The 18,800-nt window shown below is 70.8% G+C and carries 17 protein-coding genes and 1 tRNA gene; 4 read left to right on the top strand and 14 right to left on the bottom strand.

Annotated elements, in window-relative coordinates; genetic code table 11:
* Positions 1 to 171: 171 nt before the first annotated feature.
* The 4 genes from OHO83_RS26285 to OHO83_RS26270 form a co-directional block, all read right to left on the bottom strand.
* Complete coding sequence (locus tag OHO83_RS26285) at positions 172 to 384, bottom strand: hypothetical protein (RefSeq protein WP_266671440.1); 213 nt, start codon at positions 382 to 384, stop codon at positions 172 to 174.
* Positions 385 to 518: 134 nt separating this feature from the next.
* Entirely contained in the window at positions 519 to 1,394 is an 876-nt protein-coding gene (locus OHO83_RS26280) for an SDR family oxidoreductase (protein ID WP_266671442.1), read from the bottom strand.
* Positions 1,391 to 2,344 carry an alpha/beta fold hydrolase gene (locus tag OHO83_RS26275; protein WP_266671444.1) on the bottom strand — a complete coding sequence of 318 codons (954 nt, stop codon included), beginning with the start codon at positions 2,342 to 2,344 and terminating at the stop codon, positions 1,391 to 1,393. Before OHO83_RS26275 ends, OHO83_RS26280 begins: the two co-directional genes overlap by 4 nt.
* Positions 2,341 to 3,894: a flavin-containing monooxygenase gene (locus tag OHO83_RS26270; protein WP_266671446.1), complete on the bottom strand. Its 1,554-nt coding sequence runs from the start codon at positions 3,892 to 3,894 to the stop codon at positions 2,341 to 2,343. Before OHO83_RS26270 ends, OHO83_RS26275 begins: the two co-directional genes overlap by 4 nt.
* Positions 3,895 to 4,105: 211 nt before the next feature.
* On the opposite strand from OHO83_RS26270, the gene OHO83_RS26265 reads away from it, so the two are divergent.
* On the top strand, positions 4,106 to 4,732 hold the full coding sequence (locus OHO83_RS26265; RefSeq protein WP_266676416.1) for a MerR family transcriptional regulator: 627 nt from the start codon (positions 4,106 to 4,108) through the stop codon (positions 4,730 to 4,732).
* 13 nt (positions 4,733 to 4,745) lie between these two features.
* Here OHO83_RS26265 and OHO83_RS26260 read toward each other — a convergent pair whose 3' ends face one another.
* Entirely contained in the window at positions 4,746 to 5,642 is an 897-nt protein-coding gene (locus OHO83_RS26260) for a DUF6528 family protein (RefSeq protein ID WP_266671448.1), read from the bottom strand.
* Between the two features lie 287 nt (positions 5,643 to 5,929).
* Positions 5,930 to 6,730, bottom strand: coding sequence for an exodeoxyribonuclease III (locus OHO83_RS26255; protein WP_266671450.1), 801 nt, complete (start codon positions 6,728 to 6,730; stop codon positions 5,930 to 5,932).
* A 67-nt stretch (positions 6,731 to 6,797) separates the two neighbouring features.
* Here OHO83_RS26255 and OHO83_RS26250 point away from each other — a divergent pair, with 67 nt between their 5' ends.
* Positions 6,798 to 7,295, top strand: coding sequence for a GNAT family N-acetyltransferase (locus OHO83_RS26250; RefSeq protein ID WP_266671452.1), 498 nt, complete (start codon positions 6,798 to 6,800; stop codon positions 7,293 to 7,295).
* 96 nt (positions 7,296 to 7,391) lie between these two features.
* On the opposite strand, the gene OHO83_RS26245 is transcribed toward OHO83_RS26250, so the two are convergent.
* From OHO83_RS26245 to galU, 7 genes are all read right to left on the bottom strand, one after another.
* A tRNA-Ala gene (locus tag OHO83_RS26245) sits at positions 7,392 to 7,465 on the bottom strand.
* Between the two features lie 86 nt (positions 7,466 to 7,551).
* Positions 7,552 to 8,946, bottom strand: coding sequence for a divisome protein SepX/GlpR (gene sepX / locus OHO83_RS26240; RefSeq protein WP_266671454.1), 1,395 nt, complete (start codon positions 8,944 to 8,946; stop codon positions 7,552 to 7,554).
* Between the two features lie 171 nt (positions 8,947 to 9,117).
* Entirely contained in the window at positions 9,118 to 9,789 is a 672-nt protein-coding gene (locus tag OHO83_RS26235) for a GNAT family N-acetyltransferase (RefSeq protein WP_266676418.1), read from the bottom strand.
* Entirely contained in the window at positions 9,786 to 10,286 is a 501-nt protein-coding gene (locus OHO83_RS26230) for a MogA/MoaB family molybdenum cofactor biosynthesis protein (protein ID WP_266671456.1), read from the bottom strand. The genes OHO83_RS26235 and OHO83_RS26230 overlap by 4 nt, the downstream gene beginning before the upstream one ends.
* Positions 10,283 to 10,777 (bottom strand): cyclic pyranopterin monophosphate synthase MoaC, encoded by a 495-nt coding sequence (gene moaC, locus OHO83_RS26225; protein ID WP_116512507.1) that lies wholly within the window; start codon positions 10,775 to 10,777, stop codon positions 10,283 to 10,285. The genes OHO83_RS26230 and moaC overlap by 4 nt, the downstream gene beginning before the upstream one ends.
* Before the next feature lie 85 nt (positions 10,778 to 10,862).
* The gene (glp, locus tag OHO83_RS26220) at positions 10,863 to 12,212 is read right to left on the bottom strand and encodes a molybdotransferase-like divisome protein Glp (protein WP_266671463.1); all 1,350 of its coding nucleotides are present in this window, start codon (positions 12,210 to 12,212) and stop codon (positions 10,863 to 10,865) included.
* A gap of 4 nt (positions 12,213 to 12,216) precedes the next feature.
* On the bottom strand, positions 12,217 to 13,119 hold the full coding sequence (gene galU, locus OHO83_RS26215; RefSeq protein ID WP_266671466.1) for a UTP--glucose-1-phosphate uridylyltransferase GalU: 903 nt from the start codon (positions 13,117 to 13,119) through the stop codon (positions 12,217 to 12,219).
* Positions 13,120 to 13,203: 84 nt separating this feature from the next.
* Between galU and OHO83_RS26210 the strand changes: the two genes are divergently transcribed.
* Entirely contained in the window at positions 13,204 to 13,806 is a 603-nt protein-coding gene (locus OHO83_RS26210; protein WP_266671468.1) for a 5-formyltetrahydrofolate cyclo-ligase, read from the top strand.
* A 74-nt stretch (positions 13,807 to 13,880) separates the two neighbouring features.
* On the opposite strand, the gene OHO83_RS26205 is transcribed toward OHO83_RS26210, so the two are convergent.
* Positions 13,881 to 16,691 carry a penicillin acylase family protein gene (locus OHO83_RS26205; protein ID WP_266671470.1) on the bottom strand — a complete coding sequence of 937 codons (2,811 nt, stop codon included), beginning with the start codon at positions 16,689 to 16,691 and terminating at the stop codon, positions 13,881 to 13,883.
* A gap of 217 nt (positions 16,692 to 16,908) precedes the next feature.
* Between OHO83_RS26205 and OHO83_RS26200 the strand changes: the two genes are divergently transcribed.
* Positions 16,909 to 18,480 carry a potassium/proton antiporter gene (locus OHO83_RS26200; protein ID WP_266671472.1) on the top strand — a complete coding sequence of 524 codons (1,572 nt, stop codon included), beginning with the start codon at positions 16,909 to 16,911 and terminating at the stop codon, positions 18,478 to 18,480.
* The last annotated feature ends 320 nt before the right edge of the window (positions 18,481 to 18,800 follow it).

The following is an 18,800-nucleotide window of genomic DNA, read 5'->3' as shown; positions in this document are numbered from 1 at the left end:
GACCCGCACAAGCCCCCACGCCGACCCGGCACAAACCCGCACCACCGACCCGCACAAGCCCACCACGCAGGCAGGCAAACTCGCCGCCACGCTGATCCGCACATGAAAGAACGAGGGCCACCCGGCGTCCCGGGTGGCCCTCGTACGACTGGCTCAGCGAAGCGTCACGCGTCAGGCGTCGTAGTCCTGGTCGAGCCTGTCCTGCGCTTCCTGCCGCCGACGCTCGGAGTCCTCGGACTGCGAGCCACGCTCACGCATGGTGTCCTGAGTCTGCGTAGAGCGCTCACTCGCCTCGTCCCGGCGGTCCCGGCCTTGACCGGACCGCTTCTTGGCCTGGTCGGCGAGCTGCTCAGCCTTGTCCTGGAACTGGTCCTTCATGCCCATGCGATTTCACTCCCGTTTTTGGGTGAGGGGGTCGGGCCTCGACCAGAGTTACACGCTGGGAGATAGCGCGCATTTCGATCAGTGACGGACCGTGCTCGACCACCAAAACCGCAGGTCAGAGAGTTGAGGGACCGTCAGCCGCCCCTCACCGACTCGTCGGCGGCACCGCCCGCCCCGACCAGCCCCGTCGAGACACTGCCCAGGCGCGGCTCGAACCGCCGCATCTCGCGCTGCCCGACCGCCCCGATGACCCCGGGCAGGTAACCGCGGATGCCCTGCATGCCCCGCAGCCACCACTGCGCGTACACATGGCTGGAGCGCCGCTCGATGCCCGCGACGATCCGGTCCACGGCCGGTCCCAGCGGATACGTCTTGTTCGACGGCCACGGCAGCCGCTGCCTCAGCTCGCGCATCACGTCGTCCTGGTCGGCGCCCCGCACCATGTCGGTGTCGGTCCACGACAGGTACCCGACGCCGACCCGTACGCCCTTGTAGCCGACCTCGGCGCGCAGGCTGTGCGCGTACGCCTCGACGCCCGACTTCGACGCGCAGTACGCGGTCATCATGGGCGCCGGCGTGATCGCGGCGAGCGACGCGATCTGGAGCAGATACCCGCGGCTCTCCATGAGCACCGGCAGGAACGCCCGCGCCGTGACCGCCGATCCGATCAGGTTGACCTCGATGACGCGGCGCCAGGCGACCGGGTCGGAGTCGAGGAACGGGCCGCCATTGGCGACACCCGCGTTCGCGACGACGATGTCGACCTTGCCGAAGCGCTGCTTGACCTCCGCGGCGACCTGCGCCATCGCCACATGGTCGGTGACGTCGGCGTGCCAGAAGTCGCTGTCCGTGTCGAGGCGTTCCGACACCGCCTTCAGCTCGTCCGGCTCCAGACCGACCAGCGCGATCTTTGCGCCCCGTGCCGCCAGCTTGCGCGCGAGCAGCTCCCCCACGCCGCGCGCGGCACCCGTGACGACCGCTACCTGTCCTTCGAGACTGACCCTGCTCATGCGGACGCCGCTCCCTTCAGCTCGTCGTTCGTCTCGTCGTTCGTGACGTACCCGGCCAGTTCGCGGATGCGCTCGGTGACCAGGTCGGGCGCTTCGACGGGCGTCATGTGCCCGAGCCCGGTGAGTTCGGTGAGCCCCACGCACTCCGGCAGCGTCGCAGCCAGGCGCCGCGCGTGCACGACGGGCGTGAGCCGGTCGGCCGTACCGGCGATGACCGCCGTGGGCACCCGCAACTCGGCCACGCCCTCGTCGAGTTCGAGTTCGGCGAGGACGTGCGACCAGTGGTGGCGCACCTTGGTCGGGCAGGCGTGCACGATCCGCGCGCAGGCCTCGACCTTGTCCGGCGACGACCCCGCGCCCATGGTCGCGTAGCGCAGGACCTTCTTGCCGAGCGGTGTGACCGGTCCGAGCGGGGCCCGCGCGCCGAGCACGGCCGTCGTGATCCGGGTCCGCAGCCGCCCGGGCCGCAGCGGCAGCACGGTCGACTCGGCCACCAGGTGCGAACTGCCCGTGCTGCACAGCAGGACCGCGGCCGCGTGCTCACGGAACTTAGGCCGCCGCGACGCGGCCATCATCGTCATGCCGCCCATGGAGTGCCCGACGAGCACGGCCTTCTCACCCGGCGCGAGCGTCGCGCCGAGCACGGCCTCCAGATCGTCGGCGAGCATCTCCGTCGAGTACGGGGCCTGCGCCGCGGGGCTGCGACCGTGGCCGCGTTGGTCGTACGCGACGACCCGGTGGTCAGCGGCAAGGGACCGTATCTGCGCGGCCCAGAACGCCGTCGAGCACGTCCACCCGTGGGCGAGCACCACGGTGGGCGCCGCGGCATTGTCGACGGTTCCGTGCACCTCGACGTGCAGCCGGGCGCCGTCGGCGGACACCGCCGTCAGCTCACGCGCGGCCGCGGGCGGCGCGTAGGGACCGCTCACCACATGCATCAACCGGCTCATGCCGCTCCCGCCTCCACCTTGCCGCCCCGACCCTTCTTCGTACGTGCCGCGGGTGCCGCGGCCGGTTTCGCCGCCGGCGCCCTGACCACCTCGTACTCGCCGAGGTCGACCCGGCGCGTGGCGGACCGGAACTCCGTCGTCGTGCCCGGCCACAGCGTGGTGTTCACGCCGCTCTCGTCGAGGTACCAGCTGCTGCAGCCGCCGGAGCTCCACACCGTGCGCTCCATCCGGTCCTGCACACGGCGGTTCCACGCGTTCACCGCGGAGGCGCGCGGGTCGAGGGCGACGCGACCGCCGAGGACGTCCAACTGGCGTACGTAGTCGGCCAGATAGTTCAGCTGGGACTCGATCATCAGGATCATCGAGGAGTTGCCGAGGCCGGTGTTGGGCCCGATGACGGTCATGAAGTTCGGGAACCCGGCCGCCGTCGCGCCGCGCAGCGCCTTCATGCCGTCCTTCCAGGACTCCATGAGCGTGTGCCCCTCGGCGCCCACGACCCGGTCGGCGATCGGCATGTCCGTGACGTGGAAGCCGGTGCTGAAGACGATCGCGTCGACCTCGACCTCGCTCCCGTCGGTGGCGACCAGCGTGGAGCCGCGGATCTCGCTGAGCCCGGAGGCCACGACGTCGACATTCGGCTGCGCGAGCGCCGGGTAGTAGGCGTTGGACAGCAGGATCCGCTTGCAGCCGATGCGGTAGTCCGGGGTGAGCTTGGCGCGCAGGGCCGGGTCCTTGATCGACCGGTGGATGTTGCGCTTGGCGAGCTGCTCGACCAGGTCCAGCTCGTTGGGCCGCTTCGTGAACGCCTGCACCTGGAGCTCGCGGATGCCCCACAGCAGACCGCGGCGGGCCTGCGTGGTGAACGGCAGCTGACGGTGCAGCCAGCGCTCGGCGCCGGTGATGGCACGGTCGGCGCGCGGCATGACCCACGGCGGGGTGCGCTGGAAGAGGGTCAGCTGCGCCACGTCGCGCTGGATGGCCGGCACGATCTGGATGGCGGAGGCGCCGGTGCCGATCACGGCGACGCGCTTGCCGCGCAGGTCGTAGTCGTGGTCCCAGCGCGCGGAGTGGAAGACCTTGCCGGGGAAGGCGTCGAGGCCCTTGATGTCCGGCATCTTCGGGTCGGACAGCGGGCCGGTCGCCGAGATGACGACGTCGGCGGTGAGCGTGCCCTGCGACGTCTCGACCTCCCACCACAGCTTCTCGGTGTCCCAGCGCGCCTGCTTCACCTCGTGGTCGAAGCGGATGTGCGGGCGCAGCCGGAAGGTGTCGGCGACGCGCTCCAGGTATTCCCGGATGTGCTCCTGGCCGGAGAAGGTGCGTGGCCAGTCCGCGTTGGGAGCGAAGGAGAAGGAGTACAGGTGGGAGGGCACGTCGCACGCGCATCCCGGGTAGCTGTTGTCGCGCCAGGTGCCGCCCACGGCGCCGGCCCGCTCCAGGACCACGAAGTCGGTCACGCCTTCGCGCCGCAGCCGGACCGCGGCCCCGAGGCCGCCGAACCCGGACCCGATCACCGCCACCCGTACGTGCTCATGCTCGTGCTCAGTCATCCCGGCGCCTCCCTAGCCGCACGACCCTGCCAGTGAACACTGGCACAATGGGGAGAGTAGAGCAGCTGCGTACTGATGGGTAGGGGTCGGGCCCACGAAAGTTACCGGCGGTACAACATAGGGTTCTCACGTGGCGAAGGAAGCGGCGAAAGCATCCGTGGAAGAAGCGGCGAAAGAGGCGGCGAAAGGCACCGGCACCCGGGAGTTCCGCATGGAGGAGCTCGCGCGGGAGGCCGGCATCACCGTGCGCACCCTGCGCTTCTACCGCGAACGCAAGCTCATCCCGCCCCCGCGCCGCGAGGGCCGCATCGCCTGGTACGACGAGAGCCACCTGGCCCGCCTGCGCACCATCGCCGCACTCCTGGAACGCGGCCACACCCTCAGCGGCATCGCCGAACTCTCCGAGGCCTTCGACCGCGGCCGCGACGTCGGCGAACTCCTCGGCCTCGTCGAACCGTCCGAGGAGACCCCCGTCCGCCTCACCCCCGAGGAACTGGCCGACTACTTCGCGGGCCAGGTCACCCCGGAGAACCTCGAAGCCGCGATGGACCTCGGCTACGTCGGCATCGACGGCGAGGAGATCGTCCACGTCAGCCGGCGCCTGCTCGACGTCTCGGCCGCCCTGGTCCGCGAGGGCGTCCCGCTCGCCGACGTCCTGTCGGCCGCCAAACGCGTCCGCGCCCACGCGGAGGACCTGGCCGAACTCTTCACCGACCTGGTCCTCTCGCACGCCACGGAACACGACCTCCAGCGCCTGCGCCCGCTCGCCAAGAGCGTGGTCGAGGCGGAACTGTCCCTGGCCCTCGACCGCGCCCTAGCCAGGAAACCCGGAGAGTGAGCGGCCCCTCCGCCTACCTCGGCGACCACCAACGCGCTTTGTAGATCCCGCCGTTGACGAGGGTGTACGAGCCCGGCGGCCGGTGCACCGCCACCCTCGTCGTCCACCACGTCTCACCCAGGCCGCTCTCCGGCACCGTACTGAGCGCCTGCCCGGTCCGCGGATCGTCCCCGATCGCCTTCACGCCGGGCCGCGCGATCTCGGCCGCACCGGCGAAGTCCTGCACGAAGACCCCGCCCGCGATGTCGTACTGGAACACAGAAGCGCTCGTGGTCACCCACAGCCGCCCCGGGCGCCCCGCCACCGGGAACAGGTCGTGCCCGCCGGGCGACTTCCCCGGCTTGGCGACCGGCAGCCCCAGCGACGACAGCCGCGTCAGCGCGGGCCGCACCCGGCTGCCACCCACCCGGTACGCGACCAACTCGTCATCGCCCAGCGCCCACAGCACCTCACGCCGGGCGTCCCAGTGCAGCCCGTGCGCACCCTTCAGCGTCACCTCGGCGAACCGCTGCGCGTGCGGGCCGAGCGAGGCGGCGTAGAGCCGGACGAGCGCCCCCGTACTGCACGCGACGGCCACGTTCCCGTCCGGCAGGATCTCGATGCTGTGCGGGTTGAAGAGATCGTCGCCGGGCCCGAGCGTCGCACCCCAGTACCGCCGCCCCGACGGATACGAGACGACGGCCGCGAACCCGAAGGACGCGGTGGTCAGCAGATACGTCCGCCCACGATGCACCCGGACCTTCGCCTCGGCGGGGTACACCCAGCTCTCGTCCGGCACGAGATCCCGGTAGCGCGGGTCCCCGACGGGCGAGAACTGCCACCGCAGACAGGACGGATCGGCCGCCGGATCCCAGACGGTGCGCCCCGGATCGAGCACGAGGATCCGCTTGCTCGCCTGCTCGGTGACCATGACCGCGGGCGCCCCCGGGGCCACCGCGCGAGCCGCCCCCGGCGCCACCGCAGCCGCAATCCCGGCCCCGGCAGCCCCGAGCAGTACACGACGTCTGGAAGGAAGCACGGACATGAAGTCCCCCCGCACGATTGCCAGTTGACCACTCGGACGACTTGCCATGCACGCGCCGAATCTGCCATGCCACTCGGACGCGGGGACAGGCTCCTACCGGACTTTGTGACGCGGGACCACTCGCACCCCGAGGGCCTACTCGTACCCCAGGGGACTGCTCGCGCCTCGAGGGCCTACTCGTAGACGACGGTCACCGGCGCGTGGTCCGACCACCGCTCGTCATGCGTGGCGGCCCGCTCGACGAACCCCTTGACCGCACGACCGGCGAGCCCGGGCGTCGACACGTGGTAGTCGATCCTCCACCCAGCATCGTTGTCGAAGGCCCGCCCCCGATACGACCACCACGAGTACGGCCCCTCCTCGTCGGGGTGCAGGGAGCGCACCACGTCGACGTAGCCGCCGTCGGTCGCGTCGAGGACCTGTCCGAGCCAGTCGCGCTCCTCGGGGAGGAACCCGGAGTTCTTCTTGTTGGACTTCCAGTTCTTGAGGTCGGCCTCGTGGTGGGCGATGTTCCAGTCGCCGCACACGAGCACCTCACGGCCCTCGGCGGCGGCCCGCTCCCGCAGGCCCTTCAGATAGGCCAGGAACTCGCCCATGAAGCGGATCTTCTCGTCCTGACGCTCGGTCCCGACCTCGCCGGAGGGCAGATAGAGGCTGGCGACGACGACACCGGGGAGGTCCACCTCCACGTACCGCCCGCTCCCGTCGAACTCCTCGGACCCGAAGCCGATCTGTACGCGGTCCGGCTCACGGCGCGTGTAGAGCGACACACCGGCCCGCCCCTTCGCGCCGGCGGGGGCGTGCACGACGTGCCACCCCTCGGGCTCGCGCACCTCGTCGGGCAGCTGCTGCGGCTCCGCCCGCACCTCCTGGAGGCACAGGACATCCGCGGAGGTCCCGGCCAGCCACTCCACGAAGCCCTTCTTGGCGGCGGCTCGAAGCCCGTTCACGTTGGCACTCGTCACAGTCAGCACCGGGGCACCATACCGGCACACTTGAACGGACAGCCGCATTCGCCAGCATAGAGATACGATACTAAGCATGACTATTCAGCCCATGGCGCCCACCCTCCAGCGCGTCTCCTTCGGACACCCCGACGCGATCAAGCTGAACGACCGCGTCCAGCTCGAATACGCCGAGCGCTACGGCGACGACGGCGACGTCACCCCGCTCGACCCGACGATGTTCGACGCCCCACGCGGCCTCTACCTCATCGCGTACGACGACGGGGGCACCCCGCTCGCCACCGGCGGCTGGCGGACCCAGGAGCAGAACGACGAGGGATATTCGGACGGCGACGCCGAGCTGAAGAGGATGTACGTCACACCTGAGGCCCGGGGGCTGGGTCTGGCCCGGCGCATACTGGCGGCCCTGGAGGACGACGCCCGCGCCGCCGGCCGTTCCCGCATGGTCCTGGAGACCGGCCTCAAGCAGCCGGAGGCCATCGCTCTCTACGCGTCGAGCGGCTACACGCCCTGCAGCAAGTTCGGCCACTACCGCTTCGAGGAACTGAGCCGCTGCTTCGCCAAGGCGCTGTGACGCGCGCAACATCGCGGAAAGGGCGCCACGGGGGAGGAAGCGAGCAGGCAAGGCAAGAGCCCCACCGGACGAATCCGGTGGGGCTCTTAATTGCGGTGGACCTGTGGGGATTTGAACCCCAGACCCCCTCGATGCGAACGAGGTGCGCTACCAGACTGCGCCACAGGCCCTTGCAACGAGTGAAACTCTAGCATCCCGATCGGGGTGCTCGGAAATCCGTTCCTGGCTGGTCAGCCACGGTGGCCCCGGACGGGTCTCACTCGTTGGCCGCGCGGGGGCGGCCGCCGTCGTCGTACTGATCGAAGAGCGGGGTGCGGCCCCGCTCGCGCGAGCGGCGCGCGGAGGCGGCCCGGCGCGCGTCACAGCGCTCGTCCCCGATCTCGTCCGCGCCGTCGCACTCCTCGGACACCGCCGCCGGCTCCTCGCCGGTACGCCCGTCCGGCTCCTGCTGCGCCGCGCCCGCCGTGCTGGAGCGGGCCGAGCTCCACGCGTCGGGGTCGCCGAGGTCGACGCTGCCCGTGGCACGCGGGGCGACCGGGGCGGTCACATAGGTCGGCAGGGGCACCGGGACCGGGTCCCAGCTGTCGCCGCGGCCGGGGCCGCGCTGCCGCTCGCGCTGCTGGTCGACCCACTCGGCGTGGTCGGTCTGCTCGACGAGCGCGCGCCGGTCGGCCGCGAGCGCCTCGAGACCGGGGTCGGTCTCCACCTCTGGCGCAGGCCCCTCTTCGGCCTCCTCCGCGGCGGCCCGGCCCGCGGCGGGCTGGCGCCTGCGAGGCTGCCGTTCGCGCAGCCGCTGCGCCGCGACCTCGGCCTGGCGCCGGTCCATCGTGTACGCGAAGCGCCGCCGCTCCTGGGCCCGCAGATAGAAGATGTACGAGCTGAGCAGCACCGCGGGCACGGCGGGTGCCCACAGGAACGCGAGCCCGCCGACGGCGGCGACGACCGCGCCGGCCGTGAAGGCGAGGAAGAGCATGACGGTCGTACGGCGCCTGCGCGCGAGCACCTTGGAGCGGCGGGCACGGGCGGCGGCGTCCGCCGAGGCGGCCTGCCGCTCGGCCGTGGACCGGTCGGACGCGGACCGGTCGGACGGCTGGCGGTCGGACGGCTGGCGGTCCGACGACTGGCGGTCCGACGACTGCCGGTCGGGGCCCGGGCGTCCGGTTGCCGACCTGCCGTTCGTGTGCGGGTCGTTGGCGGGCCGGTCGTGGTTCGGCCGGTCGTGCGCCTGCTGGTCGTGGGGAGCCCGGGCGGAGACCTGGCGGTCGGGTGCCTGCCGGGCGGGCGAGGTCCTGGGCTGGGGCCGGGACTCGGGGCGGGGTTCGGATCCGGGGTGCCGCTCGTGTCGGGCGTCCCGGTTCTCGTTCCTGCGCTCCCCGCGGACCGGAGGCGCGGCGAAGGCCCGGACGTCCACCGAGTCGGTGACGTCGTCCGGGTCGCTGCGCTGCTCCTCCCCTTCGGGCGAGCGCGTCTGCAGGTCCTTGGCGTATCGGCGCTCCATGCCCGCCCGTCCGGACAGCAGCCGGATGGCGGTGCTGAAGCGTTCCGTCGGACGGGCCTCGTTCAGCTCGTCCTGCCTACGGAGCCACATCGGCACCAAGTAGGCGGCCCAGGCCCCGACGATGACTGCGTAGATGAGGCCGCTGCTGCTCACGCCTCACACGGTAGAGGGGTTTGCATGGGGGCATCCGCCAATTGCGCCGGTGTGTCGCACGATCTGGCTGATATTTCGAGCTTTTTTTCCGACTGAGGCATCAACGCGCCGCCCGTCGAGCGAATTTAATGCCTGCGGCGGACGATCCCCGATCAATTTCGAACACTTATTTCATTTTGGCGATGTGCCGGGCTGCCCCGCGGTGTTCGGACCACCCGGACCAGCGGCGTTGCCACCACGCTTGCGACGCCAGCGGCTCAGGAGGCCTTCCGGGACCTCCTCCGCGGTGAGCGCGAAGACGAGATGGTCGCGCCACCCGCCGTCGATGTGGAGATAGCGGGGTCGCAGCCCTTCCTCGCGGAATCCGAGTTTTTCGACGACCCGGCGGCTCGGCACGTTCTCCGGGCGAATACAGACCTCGATGCGGTGCAGGCCCACCGTGCGGAAGCAGTGGTCGACCGCGAGCGCCACCGCCGTCGGCATCACGCCGCGCCCGGCCACCGACTCGTCGACCCAGTAGCCGACATGCCCCGAACACATCGAGCCCCAGGTGATCCCCGCCACCGTCAACTGCCCGACCAGGCGCCCCTGGTACTCGATGACGAAGGGCAGCATGCGCCCCGCGCTCGCCTCGGCGCGCAGATGGCGGACCATCTGACGGTAGGTCGGACGGTGGGCGACGGGGCCGCTGGGCGTGGGCGGCGGGATGGTCGCTTCCCAGGGGCGCAGCCAGTCGCGGTTGCGGCGGTTGACCTCGCGCCAGGCCCGTTGGTCGCGCAGTTTTATCGGGCGCAGGCAGACGTCACCGTCCGTCAGCTCGACCGGCCAGGATGGGCTGTTCAGCTCGCACCGCCGTCAGGTCTGGGGTGGTCGCCGCCGCGCAGCTGGTCGACGGCGTGAGTCAGCAGGGGGCCGAGCACGGCGAGGCCGTCCTTGACGCCGCCGGACGACCCGGGCAGGTTCACGATCAGGGTGCGTCCCGCGACGCCGGCGAGGCCCCGGGAGAGCGCGGCCGTGGGCACCTTCTCGCGTCCGAACGCGCGGATGGCCTCGGGGATGCCGGGCACCTCGTGGTCGAGCACGCTGCGGGTGGCCTCGGGGGTCCGGTCGGTGGGCGAGATGCCGGTGCCGCCGGTGGTGAGGATGACGTCGTACCCGGCGTCGACACCGGCCCGCAGCGCCTCGGCCACCGGGTCCCCGTCCGGCACGACCCGCGGCCCGTCGACCTGGAAGCCCATGGCTTCGAGGCCCTTCGCGATCCGGGGGCCGCCCGTGTCGGCGTAGACCCCGGCGGCGGCGCGGTTGGAGGCGGTGACGACCAGGGCTCGGTAGGGGCTCATTCCCCGGCCTCCGGGCGGGTCCAGTGGCCCGACTTGCCGCCCGTCTTCTCCTCGACGCGCACGTCCGTGATGACGGCGCCCTTGTCCACGGCCTTCACCATGTCGATCACCGTGAGCGCGGCCACCGAGACGGCCGTCAGGGCCTCCATCTCGACGCCGGTGCGGTCGGTGGTCTTCACCGTGGCGAGGATCTCGACCGCGTCGTCGGCGACGGACAGGTCCAGTTTCACTCCGGACACCGACAGCGGGTGGCAGAGCGGGATGAGGTCGGGGGTGCGCTTGGCACCCATGATTCCGGCGATGCGCGCCGTGGCGAGGGCGTCGCCCTTGGGCACTCCCTCACCGCGCAGCAGCTCCACCACGCGGGGCGATACGAGGACACGGCCGCTGGCACGGGCGGTGCGCGCGGTCACGTCCTTCGCGGACACGTCGACCATGCGGGCCGCGCCCGCCTCGTCGATGTGCGTCAGTCGGTCCTGCGAACTGCTCATGCTGCTCTGGCGCTCCCGGTCCGTGGGCCGCGCGGTGCGGCGCGCGGCCTGTTGTGCGCGACACGGTATCGCGCGGACGGGGCGCTCAGCCGAGGAGGACCACGTCCACTTCCGCTCCGGGCTCGGCCGACGTGGTCTTCTCGGGCAGGACGATCAGCGCGTCCGCGTGGGCGAGCGCGGCGACGAGGTGGGATCCGGCGCCCCCTACCGGGGTGACGGTCCCGGCCTCGGCGTCGTACGTCCCCCGCAGGAACTGGCGTCGTCCCGCGGGCGAACTGAGCGCCTTGGCCGACTTCAGGACCGCCCGGGCCGACGGCCGGTGGACGTCCGCGGCGGGCAGGCCCATGAGGGTGCGCACCGCGGGGCGTACGAACAGCTCGAAGGAGACGTATGAGGAGACGGGGTTGCCCGGCAGGGCGAGCAGCGGGGTGTGCTCGGGGCCGATGGTGCCGAAGCCCTGGGGCTTGCCCGGCTGCATGGCGAGCTTGCGGAACTCGACGCCGCTGCCGGCTCCGATGCCGGTCTCGTCCTCGGAGTCGCCGACGGAGGTCAGCGCCTCCTTCACGACGTCGTACGCTCCGACGCTGACTCCGCCCGTGGTGACGATGAGGTCGGCGCGGATCAGCTGGTCCTCGATGGTGGAGCGCAGCGTCTCCGCGTCGTCGGCGACCGCTCCGACGCGGTAGGCGATCGCTCCGGCGTCGCGGGCGGCGGCGGTGAGGGCGAAGCTGTTGGAGTCGAAGATCTGGCCCTCGGCCAACTCCTCGCCCGGCTGGACGAGTTCGCTGCCGGTGGACATGACGACGACGCGCGGGCGCGGGCGCACGCGTACGGTGCCGCGGCCGATCGCGGCGAGGAGGGCGATCTGCGGCGGGCCGAGGACCGTGCCGGCCTCCAGGGCGCGGTCGCCCGTCTTCACGTCGCTGCCCTTGGCGCGCACGTGCGCGCGTGCTTCGGCGGGGCGGTGCACACGGACCTCGCCGGATGCGCCCTCGGGGGCGGCGCTGTGGGCGCGCATCCCGGAGACCGGGCCCTCGCCCAGGCCGCCGTCGGTCCACTCGACGGGGACGACGGCCTCGGCGCCGGGCGGGAGCGGGGCGCCGGTCATGATGCGGGCGGCCTGGCCGGGCCCGACGCGGAGCAGCCCGGCCTGGCCGGCGGCGACGTCCCCCACGACCGTGAGCACCGCGGGGAAGTCCTCGCTCGCGCCCGCCACATCGGCGGCCCTGACCGCGTACCCGTCCATCGAGCTGTTGTCGAAGGGGGGCAGCGAGAGTGGCACCGAGACGTCCTCGACGAGGACGCAGCCCTGTGCGTCGAGGAGCTGGAGCTCGATGGGCTCCAGCGGGCGGACCGTGGCGAGGATGTCCTCCAGGTGCTCCGCCACCGACCAGACGTGCTGCTGACCGGTGACGTGCGTGGTCGTGCTGCTCAAGGTGCTACATCTCCTCGGTGACGTAACTGCGAAGCCAGGCGCGGAAGTCCGGGCCCAGGTCCTCACGTTCGCACGCGAGTCTGACAATGGCACGCAGATAGTCGCCACGGTCTCCGGTGTCATACCGGCGGCCCTTGAAGACGACGCCGTGGACGGGGCCGCCGGCCTTCTCGTCGTCGGCGAGCTGCTGGAGGGCGTCGGTGAGCTGGATCTCGCCGCCGCGGCCCGGCTCGGTCCGGCGGAGTATCTCGAAGATCGCGGGGTCGAGGACGTAGCGGCCGATGATCGCGTAGTTCGACGGGGCGTCCGCGGGGTCGGGCTTCTCGACGAGGCCGGTGATCTTGACGACGTCGCCGTCCTCGGTCGCCTCGACGGCGGCGCAGCCGTAGAGGTGGATCTGCGCGGGCTCGACCTCCATGAGGGCGATGACGCTGCCGCCGCGCTGTTCCTGGACGTCGACCATGCGGGCGAGCAGGGGGTCGCGCGGGTCGATCAGGTCGTCGCCGAGGAGGACCGCGAAGGGCTCCTGGCCGACGTGGGGGGCCGCGCACAGGACGGCGTGACCGAGGCCCTTGGGGTCGCCCTGGCGGACGTAGTGCATGGTCGCGAGGTCGCTGGACTCCTGGACCTTGGCTAGGCGGCCGGCGTCGCCCTTCTTCTGGAGAGCCGACTCGAGCTCGTAGTTGCGGTCGAAGTGGTCCTCCAGGGGCCGCTTGTTGCGGCCTGTGATCATGAGTACGTCGTCGAGGCCGGCGGACACGGCTTCTTCGACGACGTACTGGATCGCCGGCTTGTCGACGACCGGCAGCATCTCCTTGGGCGTTGCCTTGGTGGCCGGCAGGAACCGGGTGCCGAGGCCTGCGGCGGGGATGACAGCCTTGCTGATCCTGGGGTGCGACTCAGTCATGCGGTGAACCATATCCGTAGCGTCTGGGCGGAAGATTTGCTTCCAGTTAAGTTGATGCCTATATGAGGGGTTTGTGAGCTGGCTATGTGTTTGTCAAAGGCTGACAAGAACGCGTTGCGGGCAGAACTCCTCCAGGTGAGATCAGGGTTGCCCGCCGATGACGTCGAGACGGCGGCCGGGGCGCTCGCCCGTCGGGCGCTCGAACTTCCCGAGCTGGCCGGGGCGCGGACGGTCGCCGCGTACGTCTCCGTCGGCCGGGAACCGGGCACCCGCGCGCTGCTCGACGCGCTCCACGCGCGCGGGGTACGCGTCCTCCTTCCCGTACTCCGCGAGGACAACGACCTGGACTGGGGCGCCTACGACGGACAGGGGTCCCTCACGCGCGTGCAACATGCCGGAAAGATGGCCCTGTTGGAGCCCTCCGGGGAGCCGCTCGGTACCGAGGCCGTCGTGGAGGCCGACGCGGTGCTGCTGCCGGGCCTCGCGGTCGACGGGCGCGGCATGCGGCTCGGCCGCGGCGGCGGCTCGTACGACAGGGTCCTCGCGCGCCTCGAGCGGGCGGACGCGGATCCGGCGCTCGTGGTGCTCCTGTACGACGGCGAGGTCGTCGAGCGCGTCCCCGAGGAGCCGCACGACCGTCCCGTGCACGCCGTGGTGACGCCTGCGGGAGTGCGCCGCTTCCGGTGAACCGCCTGCCCCGGTGACGCGAAAGGGCCCTCCACGCGTGCGTGGAGGGCCCTTTCATACGGTGTCGCCCGTCGTCAGGGCCGCAGCACCAGGGTGTCCTTCGTGTTCGCGCCGACCGCCTTCTCCGAGGAGACCCAGGGGAGGAGTTCGCCCTTGGACCACTTCTCGGTCTGGTCGGTGTAGTGCGCGCTGAACGCGTGCCCCGAGGCTCCGGTGAGGTTGATCCACTTGGACTTGTCGAGGTCCGCGAGGTTGACCACCATGCGCATCGACGGGACCCAGATGACGCCGTAGCCGCCGGCCGCGTTCCAGCCGGTCGCGTCCACGGCCGCCTCGCCGCCGCCGAGCTTCCACGGGCCGCGGTTGAGCGCGTACTGGAGCCAGCCGGGCCCGTCCGTGCCGAGGGTCTGGTTCTTCAGGCTCAGCTGGTGCAGCCGGCCCCAGCTCCAGGTGTCGACGTCCTTGCCGAGCTTGGCCGTGACGTCCCAGCGCGCGTCCTCCATGGCCCGCGCGAACAGCTGGTCGCGGGTCTTGGTCTCGGCGTCGGTGCGGGTCGCCGGGGCCTTCCACCAGTCGTTGTTCTCATCATTGATGATCTTGCGGACGACCTCGAACCAGCGGTCGCCGCCGTCCGGCTGCGCCGAGTCCGCGTCGCGCTCACCGCACTCGCGCACCCGGCGGTCCTCGTCCGCCGGGCCGGTGTCACCGGCCGGCTCGACGCTCAGGCACTGGCCCTTGACCCGCAGCTCCTTGGGGAGCTTGTTGCCGAAGGACAGCTTGAGGATGTTGCGCCAGACCGAGTTGAAGTACGCGGCGGCCGCCGAGTCCGGGTTCTGGGTGTAGTCCCAGTTCTCCAGGAGCTTCTGCGCCTCACGGACGTACTTGTCCGAGACATCGATCTTGAGCAGCTTGGGCACGAGCAGCTTGGCGATCTCGCTGCTGTTGTCCATCTGCATGGTGCGCATGTCGTCGGTGGAGATCTTGCCGCCGCCGGCGATCTTCGACTCGATCAGATCGGTGATGCGCTGGCTGCGCGTGCCGTAACCCCAGTCGGAGGTGAGGTGGTACGGGTACTTGTCCTTGTCGATGACGGCCTGGTTGGCGGTCACGATGTAGCCGCGCTTGGGGTTGTACTCGTACGGCAGCGCGGACTGCGGGATGTAGCTCTTCCAGCGGTACGCGGCGTCCCAGCCGGGGGCGGGCAGCGAGCCGTCGCCCTTGCCGCGGACCGGGATCTTGCCGGGCGCCTGGTAGCCGATGTTGCCCTTGGTGTCGGCGTAGATCAGGTTCTGCGAGGGCACCTCGAAGTCGGCGGCGGCCTTGCGGAACTGTGTCCAGTCCTTCGCCCTGTTCAGCTCGAACACGGCGTCCATGGACTTGCCGGGGGTCAGCGCGGTCCAGCGCAGCGAGACCCCGTAGCCGTCGCCCCGGTCGGGGGCGGCCGCGTCGACCTTCGCCTTCTTGCCGACGTTGACCAGCTCGTCGTCCCGGTCGGAGATCAGCGGGCCGTTGTTGGTCTCGCGGACGGTGATGGTCTTGTCGTCGCCGCCGGCGACCTTGATGGTCTCCTTGCGGGTCTTGAACGGGACCGTCTTGCCGTCGTACTGGTACCCGCCGCCGCTGTTCAGCTTCTCCAGGTACAGGTCGGTGACGTCGGCGCCGAGGTTCGTCATGCCCCAGGAGATGTCCTGGTTGTGGCCGATGATCACGCCGGGCATCCCGGAGAACGTGTAGCCGGTGACGTCGTACTGGCACGAGGCCGACAGGCTCCGGCAGTGCAGGCCCATCTGGTACCAGACGGACGGGAGCTGCGGCGACAGGTGCGGGTCGTTGGCGAGCAGCGGCTTCCCGGTGATGGTGTGCGCTCCGGAGACCACCCACGAGTTGGAGCCGATGCCGTTGCCGTTCGGGCCGACGGCCGCGGGGACCTGGTCCAGGGCGTCGGAGAGCCCGGTCAGCTGGCTCTGGAGGCCGTTGGGGGCCTCGGTGTCGCCGGCGAGACCGGTGCCTGCGGCGCCTTCCGTGCTGGTACCGGTGCCGGTGGAGGTACCCGTTCCGGTGCCCGTGCCCGTACCCGTGCCGGTTTGATTTCCGGACCCGCCGGAGCCCGCCCCGTAGGAGCCGGTCGCGCTGTCGTAGGAGCCCGACTGGACGATCGCCTTGTGCCGGTCGTACGGGTAGTCCGGATACAGGTCCGCGATCTGCTGCGGGCCGAGGCGGCTCGTCATCAGGGAGCGGTCGATCTCTTCCTGCATGTTGCCGCGCAGGTCCCACGCCATCGCCTTGAGCCAGGCCACGGAGTCGGCCGGCGTCCACTTCTGCGGCGCGTAGTCGTTGGTGAACCCGAGCGCCGCGTACTCGACGGAGATGTCCCCGCCGTCCTTGCCGGCGAGGTAGGCGTTGACTCCCTTGGCGTACGCCTGGAGGTATTTCTTCGTCTCGGGCGAGAGCTTGGAGTCGTACTCCTTCTGCGCCACCCGGTGCCAGCCGAGCGTCCGCAGGAACTCATCGGTCTTGACCTGGCTCTTGCCGAACATCTCGGAGAGCCGGCCGGAGGTCATATGGCGGCGGACGTCCATCTCCCAGAAGCGGTCCTGCGCCTGCACATAGCCCTGGGCCATGAACAGGTCCTCGTCGGACGAGGCATAGACCTGAGGGATCCCGTAGGAGTCCCGCTTCACATCCACTGGACCGGAGAGCCCGTCGAGCTTGATCGAGCCCTTCGTCTGCGGGAAGGAGGCACGCACGGTACTGACGCTCCAGTACGTGCCGTAGCCGATGCCCGCGACAATGGCCAGGACCAGCACGATCACGATCAGTCGGGCTCTGCGCCCCTTCTTCTTGCCGGACGAATGGCCGGAAGAGGCGTTGGTGTTCGAGGGCATCGCTGTCCTTGCTGTCCTTCGCGAGCGGCAGAGCGGGCTGCAGGCGGGCTGTGGGGTCACGGAGCGCTGGAGCAACCATAGGCGCAGGGCACGGCGGCCTCGGACGCGGTGTCAAGAACCCGGGGCCCCAACCCGCCCGAGGTCACCCTGGACGGCGTCAAGAAAGCGTTAACGATTAGGTAAGGTAACGAAGTACCTGGTCGTTCCGCGGCGTCCCGTGCACCCGTACGGGCCCTCCCGTACGACCTTCGGAGGAAGGAAACAGCCCCTGACTGTCCACCACCTCAACCAGCTCCTGCTCGTCTGTTCGCTGGTCCTGCTGATCGCCGTGGCCGCCGTGCGCATCTCCTCGCGCAGCGGTCTGCCGAGCCTGCTCCTCTACCTCGGCATCGGCGTGGCCATGGGGCAGGACGGCATCGGCAGCGTGTCGTTCAGCAACGCCGAGTTGACGCAGGTCATCGGCTACGCGGCCCTCGTCGTGATCCTGGCCGAGGGCGGCCTCGGCACGAAGTGGAAAGAGATCGAACCGGCGCTGCCGGCCGCCGTCATGCTGTCGCTGGTCGGCGTCGCCATCAGCGTGGGTGTGACGGCCGCCGGGGCGCACTACGTCGTGGGCCTGGAGTGGCGCCAGGCGCTCATCATCGGCGCGGTGGTGTCCTCGACGGACGCCGCGGCCGTCTTCTCCGTGCTGCGCAAGGTGCCCCTGCCGTCCCGCGTGACGGGCGTCCTGGAGGCCGAGTCCGGCTTCAACGACGCCCCCGTGGTGATTCTGGTGGTCGCCTTCTCCACGGCCGGACCCGTCGAGCACTGGTACGCCCTCGTCGGCGAGATCGCCCTCGAACTCGCGATCGGCGCCGCGATCGGGATCGCGGTGGGCTGGCTCGGCTCCTTCGGCCTGCGGCACGTCGCCCTGCCCGCCTCCGGCCTCTACCCGATCGCCGTCATGGCCATCGCGGTCACCGCGTACGCGGCCGGAGCCATGGCTCACGGCAGCGGGTTCCTGGCCGTCTACCTCGCCTCGATGGTCCTCGGCAACGCGAAACTGCCGCACTGGCCCGCCACGCGCGGCTTCGCCGAAGGGCTCGGCTGGCTCGCGCAGATCGGCATGTTCGTCCTGCTCGGCCTGCTCGTCACCCCGCACGACCTCGTGGACGACGCCTGGCCCGCGATCGTCATCGGCCTCGTCCTGACGATGGTGGCGCGCCCCCTGGAGGTCGTCTTCAGCCTCCTGCCGTTCCGCATGCCCTGGCAGGAGAAGGCCCTCATGTCCTGGGCCGGACTGCGCGGCGCGGTGCCCATCATCCTGGCGACCATTCCCATGGTGAACGGCGTCGACGACAGCACCCGGATCTTCAACATCGTCTTCGTCCTCGTCGTCGTCTACACGCTCGTCCAGGGGCCGACGCTGCCCTGGCTCGCCCGGAAGCTGCAGCTCGGCAGCGACTCCGCGTCCGCCGCCGACCTCGGCATCGAGTCGGCGCCCCTGGAGCGACTGCGCGGACATCTGCTGTCCGTGACGATCCCCGAGGAGTCCCGGATGCACGGCGTCGAGGTCAGCGAGCTGCGGATGCCCTCGGGTGCCGCCGTCACGCTCGTCGTGCGCGAGAAGCGGTCCTTCGTGCCGCTGCCGACGACCGTCCTGCGGCACGGCGACGAACTGCTCGTGGTGGCGACGGACCAGGTGCGGGACGAGGCCGAGGCCCGGCTGCGGGCCGTGGCACAGGGCGGCAAGCTCGCCGGATGGCTCTCGGGGAACGGGTCCCCGGGGCACGGACGGCGGGCTCAGTAGGCGGGGAGCGGGGGCTCCGGGCGGGACCTTCGGGCGTCGAGGCGGGAGCGGGGGCGCCAGGGCGGGAACTGGAGTGCCGGGCCGGAACCTGGGCGCCTGGGCCGGAGCGAAGGCACCGGGCCGTGGGTGCCGGGCCGGAACTGAGGGGCCGGGAGGGAGCCGGGGTTCCTTGCGGGAGCCGGCGAGTGGGTGGGGTGACGGGTGGGTGGCGGGTCGATCACCGGTGGATGAAGTTCCGCTACGCGGAAGAAATCGGCCCGTCCGGCCGTTAGCATGTCGGTACACACTTGAAGTTCCACCGACTCTGCCTGATGTAGAGC

Source organism: Streptomyces sp. NBC_00569, from assembly GCF_036345255.1.
In the GTDB taxonomy this organism is placed as follows: domain Bacteria; phylum Actinomycetota; class Actinomycetes; order Streptomycetales; family Streptomycetaceae; genus Streptomyces.
Note: the sequence above shows the minus strand (reverse complement) of the source record. Positions and strands in the feature narration are given on the sequence as shown.